At 37.4% G+C, this 16,556-nt stretch carries 20 protein-coding genes and 2 pseudogenes; 18 read left to right on the top strand and 4 right to left on the bottom strand.

The features are described 5' to 3' along the window. Window positions 1-29 precede the first annotated feature (29 nt). The 8 genes from HNQ41_RS02795 (at window position 30) to HNQ41_RS02760 (ending at window position 4,529) form a co-directional block, all read left to right on the top strand. Window positions 30-185: a hypothetical protein gene (locus HNQ41_RS02795; RefSeq protein WP_184662902.1), complete on the top strand. Its 156-nt coding sequence runs from the start codon at window positions 30-32 to the stop codon at window positions 183-185. After that, the gene (locus tag HNQ41_RS02790; protein ID WP_184662901.1) at window positions 175-399 is read left to right on the top strand and encodes an RpnC/YadD family protein; all 225 of its coding nucleotides are present in this window, start codon (window positions 175-177) and stop codon (window positions 397-399) included. Before HNQ41_RS02795 ends, HNQ41_RS02790 begins: the two co-directional genes overlap by 11 nt. Continuing rightward, the gene (locus HNQ41_RS02785) at window positions 389-622 is read left to right on the top strand and encodes a hypothetical protein (RefSeq protein WP_184662900.1); all 234 of its coding nucleotides are present in this window, start codon (window positions 389-391) and stop codon (window positions 620-622) included. The genes HNQ41_RS02790 and HNQ41_RS02785 overlap by 11 nt, the downstream gene beginning before the upstream one ends. A gap of 501 nt (window positions 623-1,123) precedes the next feature. Then, entirely contained in the window at window positions 1,124-2,005 is an 882-nt protein-coding gene (locus HNQ41_RS02780) for an Abi family protein (protein ID WP_184662899.1), read from the top strand. 261 nt (window positions 2,006-2,266) lie between these two features. Then, window positions 2,267-2,542 carry an RpnC/YadD family protein gene (locus HNQ41_RS02775; RefSeq protein WP_184662898.1) on the top strand — a complete coding sequence of 92 codons (276 nt, stop codon included), beginning with the start codon at window positions 2,267-2,269 and terminating at the stop codon, window positions 2,540-2,542. 45 nt (window positions 2,543-2,587) lie between these two features. Beyond that, on the top strand, window positions 2,588-2,812 hold the full coding sequence (locus HNQ41_RS02770; protein WP_184662897.1) for a hypothetical protein: 225 nt from the start codon (window positions 2,588-2,590) through the stop codon (window positions 2,810-2,812). A gap of 387 nt (window positions 2,813-3,199) precedes the next feature. Next, window positions 3,200-3,634 carry an SEC-C metal-binding domain-containing protein gene (locus tag HNQ41_RS16910; RefSeq protein WP_425506947.1) on the top strand — a complete coding sequence of 145 codons (435 nt, stop codon included), beginning with the start codon at window positions 3,200-3,202 and terminating at the stop codon, window positions 3,632-3,634. Window positions 3,635-3,782: 148 nt separating this feature from the next. Then, window positions 3,783-4,529: an SDR family NAD(P)-dependent oxidoreductase gene (locus tag HNQ41_RS02760; protein ID WP_184662896.1), complete on the top strand. Its 747-nt coding sequence runs from the start codon at window positions 3,783-3,785 to the stop codon at window positions 4,527-4,529. A 53-nt stretch (window positions 4,530-4,582) separates the two neighbouring features. Here HNQ41_RS02760 and yidD read toward each other — a convergent pair whose 3' ends face one another. Next, window positions 4,583-4,801 carry a membrane protein insertion efficiency factor YidD gene (gene yidD / locus HNQ41_RS02755; RefSeq protein WP_184662895.1) on the bottom strand — a complete coding sequence of 73 codons (219 nt, stop codon included), beginning with the start codon at window positions 4,799-4,801 and terminating at the stop codon, window positions 4,583-4,585. After that, on the bottom strand, window positions 4,794-5,072 hold the full coding sequence (locus tag HNQ41_RS02750) for a hypothetical protein (RefSeq protein WP_184662894.1): 279 nt from the start codon (window positions 5,070-5,072) through the stop codon (window positions 4,794-4,796). Before HNQ41_RS02750 ends, yidD begins: the two co-directional genes overlap by 8 nt. A 105-nt stretch (window positions 5,073-5,177) precedes the next feature. Here HNQ41_RS02750 and HNQ41_RS16585 point away from each other — a divergent pair. Next, a pseudogene (locus tag HNQ41_RS16585) lies at window positions 5,178-5,372 on the top strand (DUF4351 domain-containing protein); the annotation flags it as partial. A gap of 148 nt (window positions 5,373-5,520) precedes the next feature. Then, window positions 5,521-5,718 (top strand): annotated as a pseudogene (locus HNQ41_RS02745) (SDR family oxidoreductase); the annotation flags it as partial. 288 nt (window positions 5,719-6,006) lie between these two features. On the opposite strand, the gene HNQ41_RS02740 reads toward HNQ41_RS02745, so the two are convergent. Continuing rightward, the gene (locus HNQ41_RS02740) at window positions 6,007-6,993 is read right to left on the bottom strand and encodes a YheC/YheD family endospore coat-associated protein (protein WP_184662893.1); all 987 of its coding nucleotides are present in this window, start codon (window positions 6,991-6,993) and stop codon (window positions 6,007-6,009) included. A 14-nt stretch (window positions 6,994-7,007) separates the two neighbouring features. Next, on the bottom strand, window positions 7,008-7,136 hold the full coding sequence (locus tag HNQ41_RS16740) for a hypothetical protein (protein ID WP_281393959.1): 129 nt from the start codon (window positions 7,134-7,136) through the stop codon (window positions 7,008-7,010). A 520-nt stretch (window positions 7,137-7,656) separates the two neighbouring features. Between HNQ41_RS16740 and HNQ41_RS02735 the strand changes: the two genes are divergently transcribed. The 8 genes from HNQ41_RS02735 to HNQ41_RS02705 all read left to right on the top strand — a co-directional run bounded on the left by HNQ41_RS02735 (window position 7,657) and on the right by HNQ41_RS02705 (window position 16,413). Next, on the top strand, window positions 7,657-8,970 hold the full coding sequence (locus HNQ41_RS02735; protein ID WP_281393958.1) for a 2-hydroxycarboxylate transporter family protein: 1,314 nt from the start codon (window positions 7,657-7,659) through the stop codon (window positions 8,968-8,970). A 323-nt stretch (window positions 8,971-9,293) separates the two neighbouring features. Next, on the top strand, window positions 9,294-10,898 hold the full coding sequence (dcuS, locus tag HNQ41_RS02730) for a DcuS/MalK family sensor histidine kinase (RefSeq protein ID WP_184662892.1): 1,605 nt from the start codon (window positions 9,294-9,296) through the stop codon (window positions 10,896-10,898). 5 nt (window positions 10,899-10,903) lie between these two features. Beyond that, a complete protein-coding gene (locus tag HNQ41_RS02725; RefSeq protein WP_184662891.1) occupies window positions 10,904-11,626 on the top strand; it encodes a response regulator in 723 nt (240 codons plus the stop codon). Window positions 11,627-12,470: 844 nt separating this feature from the next. Next, entirely contained in the window at window positions 12,471-12,614 is a 144-nt protein-coding gene (locus HNQ41_RS16905) for a hypothetical protein (RefSeq protein WP_425506946.1), read from the top strand. A 40-nt stretch (window positions 12,615-12,654) separates the two neighbouring features. Next, a complete protein-coding gene (locus HNQ41_RS02720) occupies window positions 12,655-12,939 on the top strand; it encodes a nickel-dependent lactate racemase family protein (RefSeq protein WP_425506945.1) in 285 nt (94 codons plus the stop codon). A gap of 300 nt (window positions 12,940-13,239) precedes the next feature. After that, entirely contained in the window at window positions 13,240-14,694 is a 1,455-nt protein-coding gene (locus tag HNQ41_RS02715; protein WP_184662889.1) for an anion permease, read from the top strand. Between the two features lie 293 nt (window positions 14,695-14,987). Then, window positions 14,988-15,860 carry a fumarate hydratase gene (locus HNQ41_RS02710; protein WP_184662888.1) on the top strand — a complete coding sequence of 291 codons (873 nt, stop codon included), beginning with the start codon at window positions 14,988-14,990 and terminating at the stop codon, window positions 15,858-15,860. After that, window positions 15,853-16,413 (top strand): Fe-S-containing hydro-lyase, encoded by a 561-nt coding sequence (locus HNQ41_RS02705; protein WP_184662887.1) that lies wholly within the window; start codon window positions 15,853-15,855, stop codon window positions 16,411-16,413. Before HNQ41_RS02710 ends, HNQ41_RS02705 begins: the two co-directional genes overlap by 8 nt. The last annotated feature ends 143 nt before the right edge of the window (window positions 16,414-16,556 follow it).

Here is a 16,556-nt window from a genome sequence, read left to right as displayed (position 1 = left end):
TCATTCTTAAGCAGGAAGGAGAGAAAGTGATGGACTTGATGGTCTCTTATGAACGAAAGGGAATAGTCAATGTCGCTAAGAACATGTTGAAAATGGATATGGACGATGAAGTTATCGTTGAGGCAACTGGATTAAGTCATGAGGAAGTCCATTCACTGAAAGAAGAACTGGACGATGAAGTTTGATCGCATTTATACGGAATCAATTCTTAAACAGGAAGGAGAGAAAGTGATGGAATTGATGGTGTCTTATGAACGAAGAGGAATGGAAAAAGAAAAAGTCAATGTTGCTAAGAACATGCTGAAAATGGATATGGAAGATGAAGTCATCGTTGAGGCAACGGGGTTAAGTCATGAAGAAGTCCGTTCACTGAAAGAAGAACTGGAAGATGAAGCTTGATCGCATTTATACGGAATCAATTCTTAAACAGGAAGGAGAGAAAGTGATGGAATTGATGACTTCCTATGAGCGCAAAGGATACGAAATCGGAATAAAAAAAGCAAAAATCGAAGTTGCTAAGAACATGTTGAAAATGGATATAAATCAAGACTTTATCGTCGAAGTGACAGAATTAAGCCAATCAGAAGTTCGACAACTAAGAGAGGAGCAGGATCGCGATTAAGAAGTCGTTATTTCACCACCGACATACAAAAGAAATTCATCATTAACATCCCCAGACAGCGAAATGGTGCTAATCTGGGGATGTTTTTTTAGATTAAAGAGCGATAGTGCGACTTTTCTGAATTAAAGTAGGTTGTCCTCCTATGGGAGACAGGAGATTTTTCATGGTTTAAGGATGAAAAGGGGGCGTCCCCAATCAAGGTGAAGCAAAAGGTCCGTCCCTGTGGTTTCTCGCGCTTTGAACGACATATAGCGACGCATTCCCCTTCTATCTGAGATTTAGGAGGGATTAGTCGCTAGGTTTTTTATTCTCCTTTACACTGCAAGATATAGACCGTATTTAAGATAAGGGATGCTCCGTCTATAATCTTCGATTTAGAGGGAGAGGTTCACGCGATACTATACAAAACAAGGGGAAATAATGTATAATATCATTAACAGAACTCACCACGCCTCTTAGCAATGCGTACCAAGGTGAGTCTTTTTTTTAGGAGGGATTTTTGTGACGACAAATAAATCTCACATCAAGAATCCTACAACTATAGAAGAGCAAATAAAAATTTTTAAATCCCGTCATTTAATCATTAAAGATGAAGAAGCAGCCATTTCTTTTTTAAAACGTGTTAATTACTACCGATTATCTGCCTACGGATTAACTTTAAAAAGGTCAGACAACACAGAAAAATTTTTACCGGGCACTTCTTTTAGCCATTTGGTCTCGCTTTACCAATTTGACCGAAAGCTCCGTGAACTGTTGATCGGGAAATTAGAAGTTATTGAAATTGCTTTCCGTGCTCAAATCTCCTATCACCACGCCCATAAATACGGTTCCCTTGGATATAAAACTCCTTCTAACTTTTCCATATTAAAATACCATACAACCTTTTTAGAAAACCTAGATCGCTTGATCCATGAAAATAGACATGAGTTATTCGTACATCATCATCAATCCAAATATAATGGAGAGTTCCCTTTTTGGGTAGCTATTGAGGTTATTTCTTTTGGTAGTTTATCTAAGCTGTTTCGTAACTTGAAAAATATAGATAAATCAGCAATTGCCAAAGAGCATTATGACCGTATTCCTTACAAGTATATAGAGAGTTGGTTACATGCACTTTCTTATTTAAGAAATATATGTGCTCATCATGGAAGGCTATACGGTAAAAAATTGGTTATTAAACCGAGGTTATTTAATAATATCGATTCTTCTATTCGAAATTCCGACCTTTTTTCTGCAGTTTATATCCTCATCCATCTATTACCCCATAATGAAAAAGTTAGTTTTGTAATCGATTTGCGAGTGCTTATTGAGCAGTATTCAGACTATATACATTTACCCTCCTTAGGTTTTCCAGAAAAATGGGACAAGCTGCTTCGTCTATAAAAGACATTCTCCCAATTGCCATTTTTAGCTACGATACAATACGAGAAGAACCTGCCACTTTCGAAATGAAAATTCCCTTTTACTGATTTTCTCCAATTTGACTTCCTTACGCTACAGCTGAAAAAGAAAAACTGGCACGATTTCATTCGGTCAAATAATCCCGTTGCCGCTGCTTTGCTTTCTAAAGTGGGGTATACTAAAAGTGAGAAAATTGAAGTGAAAATGGAATTCTTGCGTATGCTGGCAAGGATGAACGTTGATATGGCAAGACAAACACTGCTTTCTGGATTTTTCGAAACCTATCTACAACTCTCACCGGAAGAAGAAGAACAATTGATTAGCGAGGTGAAAAAAATGGATAATCAGGAAGGAGAGAAAGTGATGGAATTGATGGTGTCTTATGAGCGAAAAGGAATAGTCAATGTCGCTAAGAACATGTTGAAAATGGATATGGAAGATGAAGTCATCGTTGAGGCAACGGGATTAAGTCATGAAGAAGTTCGTTCACTGAAAGAAGAACTGGACGAAGAAGTTTGATCGCATTAATACTGAACCACTTCTAAACAGAAAGGAGAAATAATTTTGGAAAAAGAGATGTCATATGAGCATATAGGATACAAAGCAGCTTACGAAAAAGCTTACGAAGAAGGATATAAAAAAGGGTACAAAATCGGAATAAAAAAGGCAAAAATCGAAGTTGCTAAGAACATGTTGAAAATGGATATCAACCAAGATTTCATCGTCGAAGTGACAGAATTAAGCCAATCAGAAGTTCGACAACTAAGAGAGGAGCAGGATCGCGATTAAGAAGTTGTTTTTTCACTACCGTCATACAAATGAAATTCGTCATTAACATCCCCAGACAGCTAAACGGTGCTGATCTGGGGATGTTTTTTATTTGTTAAAGAGGGACAGTCCCGCTTCTTTGAATTAAAGCATGAAGGTCAGGCGATGCTCAAGCTGTCCGTGCTTTACCTAAAAGAAATGTTCCAATTCAGTTGAAAGTGAAACTAATTCGATCACAGCTAGCTTCACAATGGTGGTTGCGGATACGATTAAATTGTCGTTTGATTCGTAATGAAAGTGACGATGTTTCTAAAATGAGTTTACAAGGGTTGGTTGTTAAACGTAGTATTTGTGAGTGAAGAAAAAGACCTCAGGAATCACGGATGTGTTGCAAAGGAGAGATGGAAAATGGTTAATAAAAAACTGCAGGAAAATATATTTAATGCTGTTGATGAACAATTGAGTAACGGGAATCCTATAGAAGTTGGCGAGACGTACAATCGGTTGCAAAGAGAAGGATATTCAAAGCTTGAGGCAAAAAAAATGATCGGCTCATGCCTGCTTACAGGTATCGCAAATGTGATGCAGGGGAAAGAAGTTTTTGATAATGACGCCTACATTGCAAAACTGAAGAAGCTGCCCGATTATTACTATGAATTAATGGAAGATACGGATGAGGATGAGAGTGACGTTTTATATGAGAATGATGACATTTATGTTAATGACGACGAGTTTTTGGCAGATAAGGTCAGACAGGAGCCTGTAAGAAGTGAAAAAATCGGCAGAAATGAGCCTTGTCTGTGCGGGAGCGGGAAGAAGTATAAAAAATGCTGCGGCGCATGACTCGATTCAGTACAGGAGATAGAAGTGCCAGAGGTTGCAAGTTTAATCCTAATGAACGTTAATACGTGAAAGAGGGACAGTCCCGCTTTCATAATTTAATACAATGAAGGGGGACTGTCCCCCTTTCGTCATTTAAAGGAGTGTGTTTATGCCGGATTTAAATGGTCAAGTCGTTCTTGTTACGGGGGCGAATCGGGGACAGGGAAGGGCGATTGTTGAACATATTGCTTCGTTAGGGGCGAAGGTGGGGGTAGGTGCCAGGAATTATCAGGATGCTGAAGAGGTGACAAAGGGGATTGGTGAGGGTCATGCTTTTCCGATTCAGTTGGATGTGACGAAAGAGTCGGAGTGGAAGTCGGCGGTTGATATGATCATCAATCAGTTTGGTAAGGTTGATGTGTTGGTGAATAATGCGGGGGTTTTGAAGCGGAAGCCGTTTACGGAGATCACGTTGGATGATTATGAGCAGTTAATTCATGTGAATCAATTGGGTGTGTTTATGGGGATGCAAGCGGTGATTCCGCAAATGGAAAGGCAGGAGAAGGGTTCTATTATCAATAATGTATCGATTTCTGCCTTTGCGCCGATTAGTAAGTCTTCTGCTTATGCTGCGACCAAGGCGTCTGTGGTGGCGATGTCAAAAGCGGCGGCTATTGAATTAGGTCCGAAAGGGATTCGGGTGAATATGGTTCATCCGGGTGGGGTCGAAACGGATATGGCTACAGAAGGGAAGGGGGTTCCGCCTTTCTACGATTCTGTACCTTTAAGGCGGATTGGGCAAGCGATTGAGATTGCTCGGGCTGTTGCGTTTCTTTCTTCTGATGAAAGTTCTTATTGCACGGGGACGGAGATCGTCGTTGATGGTGGTATGACGTTGGGTAGTGCGGATGAGTGAGACTGCGGGATGGAGGGAGCCCTCTGCTACGGAATGAGGGCAGGCCCCGCGGTTCAAGGGTAATCGATGCAGCTCTCTCTGTTATATGGGTTGCAGCGTTTTAGGCGGTTGATAGTTTTCTTGGCGCCTTTGAGGGGGCCGTATTTTTCAATGGATTGGATGGCATAGGTTGAGCAAGTGGGGTGGAACCTGCATTTGATTCGTTTTGGTTTGATGGGTGAGAGCCATCGTTGGTAGGTTTTAATCAAGAGAATGAGGGTGGACTTACACATCGTGTACCACCTTTTCTTTTGTTACTGCTTTAGATCTGCAATTTGGGCAGGTGTCTAAGTCTGTGATGTTGTTGTTCTTTTGTTTTTCTGGGATGAATAATGCTGGTAAACATCCGGTGCAGCACATCATATCTTTGCCGGTGTTGCTCATGTCGCTGCCGAGGTTTTGTAATTTTTCTCCGAAGTTTTTCTGCACTTCATCTTTTCCGTAATACCACACGTTTCCGCATGCTTGGCAAGTACATTTTGTTTCTTCGATTTTTTTACCCATTGTTGTGTCACGTTCCTTTCGTGGGGTGGTGTTAGCTTTTACATATGTTGTGCTTATTGGCGGTGAAATATAAGGGGTTTAAGTACAGGCATGGTCAAATATTAACTGAAAAAGAAAAACTGGCGCGATTTCATTCGGTCAGATCATCCTGTTGCCGCTGTTTTGCCTTCTAAAATGGGGGATACTAAAAGTGAGAAAATTGAAGTGAAAAAAGAATTCTTGCGTATGCTGGCAAGGGTGAACGTTGATATGGCAAGGCAAACACTGCTTTCTGGATTTTTCGAAACCTATCTGCAACTCTGGGGATGTTTTTTATTTGTTAAAGGGGGACAGTCCCGCTTCTCTAAATTAAAGCGCGAAAGTGGGACTGTCCCTCTCCGAAAATGTATATGGGTGATCGTGGGAAATCAGGATACAGGAAATGAAAACTTGGATGTTATCTGTTTCAGGTGGCATCGAAACGGATATGGCAACGGAAGGAAAGGGTGTCCCTGACTTTTACGAATCGGTACCCTTAAGGCGGATTGGACAACCGGTTGAAATTGCTCGGGGTGTGGCGTTTCTTGCTTCTGATGAAAGTTCCTATTGCACGGGTACAGAGCTCATCGTTGATGGAGGCATGACGTTGGGGAGCGCAGATGAGTGAGACGAGTAGGGGCAGACCACACTAGAGGAAGGAATGTGACCAGTGAAAGTGAAATGCTTTTACGCGATGAACAATGATAAGTTGATGAGAAAGTGAACGACTTAATCGGGAACAATTACATTGAAGTTGTGGACGTTAAATTTTCAAGTACGGTATTTTACTTCTCAGCGATGGTGATTTATCAGGAGAAATAACATTGTGTTGATACGAGTCTAATGGGTGCCTCCCTAAATGTGGTGACTGATTTTAACGCTCACTATAAAATGATCCTTTATTATGCCATAAATACTAGGTATAGGATAATGGATTGTAAAATGCTCGGTTAATGGTCTTTTCATCATAAACCCACATGGAATTTTTTCCTGGTTTGACGTTACATTCGATGAGCCATAACTGTTTTTGTTGATCGATGCCAATGTCAATGCCCATGCCCATTTCTCCGAAGGGTCCGTAACAGTCTTCGACGCGCTGATAAACGAGAAAAAGAAAGGTTTCCAAACGTTGTTTTAATTGATTGAATTGCTCGTTTGAATATCCCATATGATTTTTGAAAAAGTCTTCAAAACGATAAATGTTAGGGTTTGACTTCGTGTTTGTGATATGCGCGTTTTTTGAACCAACGCGAACAGAGTGAGCAACGAATTCTAAACTGCCTTTGCCGTTACGTTGTACGTCGCATCGTAAGTCCAAAGGGCGTTTTTGATATGTTAAAAGGTCGATTGCCTTTTGGACGATAAATGGTTTGTTTTGAAAGAAAGAACGGATGACTTTCATGAGGCGGTTTAGATTTTTAACTGTTTGTTTGTGTAGTTTAGTTTTTCGATAATATTTGTAAGTGTATCCTTTCTTTGTTTTGCTTACAGACATAACACCGACGCCATTATTTTGTTTTAACGATTTTAAATATACACGTGAAGTGGTTTTAAACATGTCCTTTAAGTCTTGTTTTGATTGGAATAATGTTGTATGAGGGAGATGAGGCTTTAATTCAGGGTATTGTTTCAGTTTGACATAGGAAAACCATTTATCATAAAAGTGTTGTGCATTGATTTTGGAGATATTCAATTGATCGAAAGTTTTTCTCACATTTTGTACACGTTTATTTCTTTTTAATTCTCCGCCCCTGCGGTTGTAATAGACATCAGGAAAAGGGAAAGAATCTTTTCTCCATTTTTTCTTTTTTGGATCATAGAACGTTCCAAAAACAATGTTGTTTTTCAGGTCGACATCTTTTTCTGAAAAGAAATACAAGTTTATTTTTGCAAATGTATTCATTTCTTGAAGCTTTCTTAGTTTTTTGCATCCGTTCCCCGAAAGTAACTGTCTGCCCCTTGGATTTTCGATTCCATAATTAAGCCGGCAATTTCCTCATGGTGTTTGTCCAATGTCTCCTTCAAAGCGCTCAATGATTCTCGCATGACCTCTTGTGGATCATCACTTGGATGGCGGTACGCATCTGGGAATGGGACTTTAAAGCTATTAAACATGAGAGGGTTGTAGATTTTGTGGAATAAATCTACTGCTCCGAGGCTGATAGCGCACCTTACTTCAAACGATTTCCTTATTTTTAAAGTATCCAAATGTAAGAAATAAATACACTTCACTTGATTAAAGAGGGACTGTCCCTCTTTAGCTACTATTTATTTTCGCTGCTTTTATTTAGTTTCAAAACCTTTTCTTATGTTTCAAAAACTTTCACCCAACTGCCAAATTCCTTAATATCTAATTACATCGATTGGGTAACATGTATGGTTTCAAACGATTTCGTTGTGAAAAGATGATCAAAATGATTATATATAAATGTGAAAGCACAGTTGCTGTTGTCACGGATCGGACACTTTTAGGTTTAGCGAAAGCATATTTCATAGTTCCAAACAGTTTCTTCCATAAAAAAGACAGATTTAAATGAAGAACAAATGATGAAAGGCAGGGATTAAATTGGCGAACACTGAAAGGGATTTTAAGAATAGAGTGGCCGTAGAGATCGTACATAATGACAAAAAACCAAAAATAATGGGAATACCGATATTTTGGTTTGCGATATTTCTTTTAATAACAATTGTGAGCGTTTATACAGGAACTCTTCCAACAGGGATGATAGGTAGTTTACTCGTTATGGTCGTGTTTGGTGAAGCGTTAGGTTGGATCGGGGATCGTCTACCTATTGTTAAAACATTCTTAGGTGGAGGAGCCATTGTTGCAATTTTTGGTTCCGCATACATGGTGTATAGTGGAATATTACCTGAATCTGTCGTTACGAGTGTAGATGAATTTATGACAGATGGTGGTTTTCTTGATTTTTATATTGCTGCTTTAATTACAGGTAGTATTTTAGGAATGAATTCGAAAGTTCTTATGAAGGTTGGCGTGCGTTATATCATACCAATCTTAGGTGCAGTATTTGGAGCGATGGCGATTGCTGCATTGATTGGTTTACTTATAGGATTTTCGATACAGGATGCTGTCTTAGTCATTGCACTTCCAATCTTGGGTGGTGGAATGGGGGCAGGTGCTGTACCAATGGCTCAAGTTTTTTCAGATTTCCTTGGCAACCCACCAAGTTATTATATCTCGATTCTTGTACCCGCTTTAGCGTTAGGTAATGTCTTTGCGATTGTCTTTGCTAGTCTATTGAACAATCTAGGTAATAAATTCCCTTCATTAACGGGAAATGGGAAGCTGATCCCAGGTTTTAAAATAGAAAAGGATAATTCAACATTCGACATTTCCAAAATGGGGATGGGATTACTAGCGGCATTAGTATTTTTTGCTTGTGGTCACATACTCGGAGCTATTATTCCACTTCATCCATATGCATTAATGATTATTTTAGTGGCCATTGCAAAACTTGCCAATATTATTCCTGACATCGTTGTTGAGGGAGCAAGTCAATGGTATCAGTTTGTAGCGAAAACATGGACACTAGCTTTACTGTTCGGAATTGGGGTAGCCTATACTGACTTAGAAGCTGTTCTTGCTGCTTTAACGTTACAATACATTTTACTTGTAGCTGGTGTTGTATTAGGTGCAGTGATTGGGGCAGGACTTCTTGGAAGATTCGTAGGTTTTTATCCAGTTGAATCTGCAATTTCTGCTGGATTATGTATGGCAAATATGGGGGGAACAGGCGATGTTGCCGTGTTATCCGCATCAAAGCGTATGGAATTAATGCCGTTTGCACAAATTGCTTCAAGATTAGGTGGCGCATTGATATTACTCTTAGCAGGGCTAATTATACCATTTTTTGTATAATTAGTAAGAGAATACAAAGTGGCGTTAAAGAGGGACAGTCCCACTTCTATGATTTAATTTGATGAAGTGGGACTGTCCCTCTTTACTGCAATACAGTGTCGACTGCGTGTCATAGTAAACGGAAGAAATTAAAAAAACGGTAATAATAGCCAATTTAATCTACAGTTAACAAATACATTACTAAATATTCATCTTTTATACATGGAAATGCCTAACCACAACAGATAGGATAAAAATAATTAGTTTTTGTTAAATTCGCCATACATTATTTATAGCTGTGATACGTCAGAGGTTACAATAAAGAGAACAAGGAGATATAACATATGAGATTAAAGAGACCAAATATATCCCTACAGAATAGAATCATTTTTCTTGTTTGTTCCGTTGCAGCTTTAATATTGTTAGTAACTAGCTATTTGTCTAGTACTAGCATTGAAGATACAACCCTTAGTATGGTAGAAGAAAAAACTAAAAGTATCTCAAGAATGGTTGCGCTTAATGAAGATGTGATCGGTGCATTAAATGGCGAAGTGGAACAAGAGACGCTTCAAAAGGAAATAGAAAAAATTAGAGAAACAACGGATGTATTATTTGTTGTAATTTTAAACATGGATCGAGAAAGGCTCACACACCCTAACCCACAAGAAGTTGGTAAGAAATTTGTTGGAGATGATGAAGGTCCTGTTTTTGTGAAAGGTAATGAATATACTTCAATCAGCGAAGGAACTTTAGGTTATTCATTTCGGTATTTCACACCTGTTTATGATGATAATGATTCGCAAATAGGTGTCGTGACGGTTGGGGTGCATTTAGATAAAGTCGAAAATGCGGTATCTTCGAATCAAGATCATATCATTATAGGAACAATTTTAAGTTCAATTATTGGAATAAGCGCCTCCATATTTTTGTCCACTATGATTAAAGGTACCTTATTCGAAATGGAGCCTTGGCAAATTTCTAAAGTACTAGAAGAGAGAAGTGCGATGCTAAAATATGCCAAAGAAGGAGTAATAGCTGTTGACACTAACTGCATGATTACCTTTATAAACAATGAAGGAATTAACTATATTAAAAAAATAGGTCATGATCATGACAATTTAAATGGAAAAAATATTGAGGAAGTTATTCCTAATTCTCAATTATCGAAAGTGTTGCAAACAGGAAAAAGTGAAGTTGATAAAGAGCTTACTTATAATGATACAACGATCGTTACGAACCGAGTGCCCATTTATGTTGGTAATAAGATAGTGGGTGCAATAGCGACATTCAGAGACAAAACTGAAGTAAAACATTTAGCTGAGAACCTTACAGGTGTAAAACAATATGCAGAAGCATTACGGGCACAAACCCATGAATTTATGAATAGAATGCATGTAATTTTAGGAATGGTAGAATTAAAATCTTATGATAAATTAGCACAATATATTAAATATTCTTCGTCTAATTCTCAAAATGAAACAGATTTTATCATTAAGCATATTAAGGATCCTGTTCTTGCTGGCTTTATTCTGGGGAAACGTAGTTACGCTAGAGAGTCGGGCGTTGAGTTAGAATTTTCAGACGACTGCTATGTTCCCGAACCAAACGACCCTGAATTAACTCATGACCTGGTAACTATTATCGGTAACTTAATTGATAATTCAATAGATGCGGTACAAGAATGTAGTAAAAAAAGAGTTTCAGTAGATATAAGGTACCAAGAAGAATTTATATATATAAAAGTATCAGATACTGGTAGTGGCATGTCAGAGAGGGAGATCGAACTATCAACGAAAGAAAAGCACTCTACAAAAGGGGAAGATCGTGGGTGGGGGTTATATCTTATTTCAAAAATAATTGAAGATAGAAAAGGCGATATTTCCTTCCATTCGATTGTTAACTCAGGCACAGATATTTCCTTGAAATTACCGTATGAAAGTAAGGAGTGAGGTAAATGATAAATGTTTTAATTGTTGAAGACGATCCAATGGTAGCCGAATTAAATAGCCAATATTTGGAGAAGGTTGAAGGGTATCATTTAACTTCGGTAGCTCATGAAGTAAGTTCGGCATTACAAATATTAAAAGAGGAAAACATTGATTTAATTTTACTTGATATATATTTGCCTAATAAAAATGGTTGGGAAGTATTATCTAGTATAAGAAGTGCGGAACGGGAAGTAGATATTATTATTATATCAGCAGCTTCGGATAATGAGAGCATAAAAAAAGCCCTACGTTTTGGTGTAGTTGATTACTTAATAAAGCCTTTTGAATTTGAAAGGTTTAATTCAGCTTTAGAAAATTATAAACAAGAACAATTATATATATATAGTAAGCAAGTATTAAAACAAGATGATATAGATTCGAACTTTTTTCAAAAATCGGAATCAGAAACTTTTAACGAAAAGCTCCCAAAAGGTCTTACAAAAAATACATTGAAGTTAGTGTGGGGATATATGGAGGAAATGGAGGGCGTCCATTTCTCTTCTGAGGAATTAGCAAATGAAATTGGTTTATCTAGGGTTTCCATAAGAAAATACTTGAAATTTTTAGCTGATTTAGAAGTGATTGAGGAAAATGTTATTTATGGAACGATTGGGAGACCTGTAAGCAAATATAAGATCGTGAATAGAGATAAAAAAAGTTTAAGAAAATATTTAAATGTTGCTCAATAACTGATATACCATACCACACTCATAGAATTGGAAATAGGCAAGTTCGAGTCCTTGTCAACTAATGAACCATTCGTTCTTTAGGTTGTTGAAAGAAAGTAAGGGGGTCCTTTAGTTTTTTAGCAACAGAAATTTTATGTGGCCATCACTTTGTATATAGAATAACATGCAGTGTTATCCACACTCAAATTGTAACGGTCTGTGAAAATATTATATTCTCATCACAGACCGTTACAATTTGAGTCTCTAAAGAAAGGTCATGACTGGACTCCCTTCCTAAAATAAGAAATTTTCGCCTCTGTTATATGATTATTTATCGTTTAAGTAATTATGTACAATTCCATTTTTTCCTTCGCTAAAATGCTCACCATTGCCCTTCCATCTATATTTCAAACCATTTTCACTCGACAACTATAATCTATAATCCTTCTTTTACCTTATGTGATAGTAAAATGCCCTTATTTTCAGACGCTATATATTGACTCTTTTGTATATACAGTAAACCTGGGTGGTATGTCCATATTCGAATCACAAAACGACCATAACTGTGGCATATCTCATGAATGATCGTCCCTTTTGTAATTAATGAAAGCGAAGTATCTCCTAAATCATTTTCTTTAATTTAATTACAGTTAATTAACTTTCAATAACTACTCATAATCAAAAGATTAAGATACATTTGAGTCAACAAAAAATTGATTGATCAATCAATGGAAAATTTTCTGTTTTTTTGTGATTGACGTAACAAAATATTCAATGAATAAAGGAGGAAATTATCAAAGCAGTTGCGGGACATTATATAGAATCTCATATATAAGGAACGAAACATGCCCAAGATGAATAACAAGTGAAGGTGGATCATGCAGCAGATTTAGTTATTGCTGGCTCGGGTGGCTATCCTAAGGATCTAAACTTATACCAAGCTCAAAAGGCTCTTCTTCATTCTACACTTGCAGTGAAAGAAAGGGGGGACGATTATCTTAGCGGCTGAGTGTCGAGAAGGGGTAGGCTCTGATAAATTTAAAAATACGATGCTAATTGGAGAAACACCTCAAGAAATGGTAAATGAATTCGAAAAACTAGAGTTCTTTGATGGCGGACACAAAGCGTATTTATGGAGTAAGTCATTATTAAAGGCAAGGGTTATCTTAGTCTCGGAAGGTATAAGTGATGGAGAAGCGCAAATTATGAAAGTCGAAAAAGCCTCGACATTAGAAGAAGCGTTAGAAATGTATAAAACAGCTTTTCCTAAAAATCCAGTTGTTTTATTTATTCCGAAAGGGTCTTCCACGATCCCATTAATGAGTGAAAATTAAAGTTGCTAATGTATCTCAATTATTTTAAGTTGATGCAAGCTTTTTACTAGGGAAGGTATTTAATTTTTTTGGCATATTTGTGAATTGCTGAACATTTTGTGAACACACAGAACTAAAAGTTCTAAATTGACGATTAAATTAACCTTACTAAGTTATCTGAATATAGAGAGGAGGGGTTCTCATTTTTTGAAAAAATCGTCTTTAGGAATCATTCAATATTTTTGAGTGACAGATTTTATAAAAGCTTCGGGAAAAGAAATAGTTAATAATTATTCATTAATAAAAATTGAGGTGTAATTTATGAGTAATAAGAAAAATGATTCTACGACACCTGAAAACCAGCAAAATGACAATACTCAAATAAGAAATTTGATCATTACGTTTGCAGTCGGTTTAATTCTATGGTTTATTCCAACCCCTGCAGGGTTAGAAAGTGAAGCTTGGCAATTATTTGCGATATTCGTAGCTACAATTATTGGTTTTATTTTAAAGCCTTTGCCGATGGGTGCTATAGCGATTATTGCGATTACGATGACAGCAATTACAAATACACTTTCGATTGAAGAATCGTTAAGTGGGTTTGGTAATACGACGATATGGTTGATTGTGAGTGCGTTCTTTATAGCAAGAGGTTTTATCAAAACTGGTTTAGGCGTTCGTATTTCTTATTTCTTTGTTAAGAAATTCGGTAAGAAAACACTAGGATTATCTTACGCTCTGTTAGTAAGTGATTTAATACTAGCTCCCGCAACACCGAGTAATACAGCTCGTACAGGGGGCATTCTGTTTCCGATCATCAAATCATTATGTATCACATACGATTCGGATCCAGCAAAAGGAACAGAAAACAAAATTGGAAACTTTTTAATGAAAACGGCATTCCAAGGAAACTTAGTTACTTCCGCAATGTTTATGACATCAATGGCTGCCAACCCATTAATCGTTTCAATTGCTTATGATGTTGCTGGTCTTGAACTTACTTGGACGACTTGGGCAGTAGCAGCAATTGTTCCAGGTCTTGTCAGCTTAGCTGTTATACCATTTGTCATTTACAAAATCACAAACCCTGTCGTAAAAGAAACACCAGGTGCTTCAGAGTGGGCAGGTAAAAAGCTTAGTGAACTAGGCCCTATACAAAAAAGTGAAAAGTATATGATGTCAGTATTTTTCTTAATTCTTATCATGTGGATTTTCGGTAGTGATTTTGATATTAGTGCAACTACGACGGCTTTTGTTGGTCTCTCCGTTCTATTAATCACAAAAGTTCTTACTTTCGAAGATATTAAAAGTGAGAAAGGTGCATGGGATACATTATGCTGGTTTGCTGCATTAGTCATGATGGCCAGCTACTTAAACGAATTAGGCATGGTCGGCTGGTTTACTGAAATCATGGAAGGGTCTGTAGCTGGAATGAACTGGATTACTGCAGTTTTAGTTATGGCTATTGCTTACTATTATTCTCACTATTTCTTTGCAAGTATGACAGCACATATAAGCGCAATGTATGGAGCATTTTTAGCGGTAATGATGACAGTTGGAGCTCCGGGCTACTTATCAGCGTTAATTTTAGCTTTCTTTAGTAGTTTAATGGCTTCAACAACACACTATGGTACTGGGCCAGCACCTATCTATTATGGTTCAGGATACTTGTCACAAAATAAATGGTGGGGAATAGGTTTTGTCATCTCTCTTGTTCACATCATCATTTGGGTCGTTATAGGTGGACTATGGTGGAAGTTCCTCGGCTATTGGTAAAATTAAGCTATTTTTACTCACCTCTTGGTGATATTTGCTAAAACGTTTTAAAGAGAGCTATTTCTTTTAACTGAATGTATGGTGCGGGCATGGTTAATGAGGGAGGTCAGATTGCTTGAGAAATTTTCCAGACTCTTATCTCTTCATTCATGCCTAGCACCATCAAATACACAATTAATAACTAGAAGAGAAGGGTTTTATCAACATCTTACTCGAATTGAAAAAAACCTTTTATTCATACAAAGGTAAGCGAACTTCAAAAATGCTTGATGACTAAACGGAGGTGTTTTTAAGTGAAACAAGTAACGACAGAAAAAATTACAGAAGCAGTTAGAGAATTATGTATTGATGCAGCGAATGATTTACCACATGAAGTTGAAGGTTTAATTCAACAAGCTGCAAAAGAGGAAGAATCAGAGTTTGGAAAGTACAGCTTAGAAAAAATCGAGAAAAATATTAAAGTTGCTCGAGATGAGAATGTACCGATGTGTCAAGACACAGGGGTAGCGGTCGTTTTTGTTGAAGTTGGACAAGATGTACACATTGTTGGTGGTGCATTAACAGATGCGATCAATGAAGGTGTGAGACAAGGTTATACAGATGGATATTTAAGAAAATCAGTCGTAAAAGATCCTGTATTTGAAAGAGTAAATACAGGTGATAATACACCAGCATTGATTCATACAGACATTGTTCCTGGTGACAATGTAAAGATTCAAATACTACCAAAAGGTGCTGGTAGTGAAAATATGGGATTCTTAAAAATGTTAAAGCCTGCTGACGGCCTTGAAGGGATAAAAGGATTTGTAGTTGATTCTCTAGCTAAAGCAGGTGGAAACCCTTGTCCACCAGTTATTGTGGGTGTTGGTATTGGAGGAACGATGGATAAGTCCGCTTTCTTATCGAAGAAGGCATTATCTAGAACTGCAGGAGAACCACATCCGGATCCAAGATATAGACAGTTAGAAGAAGAATTACTTGAGGAAATTAACAAGCTTGGTATTGGCCCACAAGGGTTTGGAGGGAAAGTAACAGCATTGGCAGTGCATATTGAAGCATATCCAACACACATAGCAACATTACCTGTATCTGTTAATTTGAATTGTCATGCAGCACGACATAAAGAAATAACACTAACTGGTGAAGGAGGTACTATCAATGTCTAATGTTAAATCTATTACTTTACCTTTAACAAAAGAAAAATTAAAAGATTTAAAATGTGGTGATCGCGTCTCTTTATCTGGTGTGATTTACACTGCGCGGGATGCTGCTCATAAAAACATTGTGACAGATCTAGTTGAAGGTAATGAACCACCAATTAGTTTAGAGAATCAAATTGTTTATTATGCAGGTCCAACACCGCCTAAGCCTGGAAAAGTTATTGGTTCATGTGGTCCAACGACTAGTAGTCGAATGGATTCATATTCACCAAGGCTAATCGAAAAAGGGCTAACTGGGATGATTGGTAAAGGGCCACGTAGTAAGGAAGTTATTGATGCAATGGTAGAACATAGCGCAGTTTATTTCGCGGCAATTGGTGGTGCAGCAGCTTTAATTGCAGATTCAGTTAAAAGTGCAGAAGTTGTCGCTTATGATGATCTAGGGCCTGAAGCGATTCGAAAATTAGAAGTAGAAGATTATCCGTGTATTGTTGCTATAGATAGCGAAGGAAATAACCTTTATGAGCTAGGTGTAGAACAATATAAGGTAGTAGATTGAGTCTAATTAATGTTGTAACAGGTTGATACATTTTAAAACTGCCTTGCTAATTGGTAGTTAAAGTAACTGTAAAATCATCATGCGAATTTGAAAAACAAATGAAAAGTTCTTTCCGTTTGGGTTGTACGAGAGTGCCTAAGGTA

The sequence above is a fragment of the Texcoconibacillus texcoconensis genome, assembly GCF_014202575.1.
GTDB lineage: Bacteria > Bacillota > Bacilli > Bacillales > Salisediminibacteriaceae > Texcoconibacillus > Texcoconibacillus texcoconensis.
The sequence above is the reverse complement of the archived record's forward strand: the minus strand, read 5'-3'. Positions and strand labels throughout refer to the sequence as shown.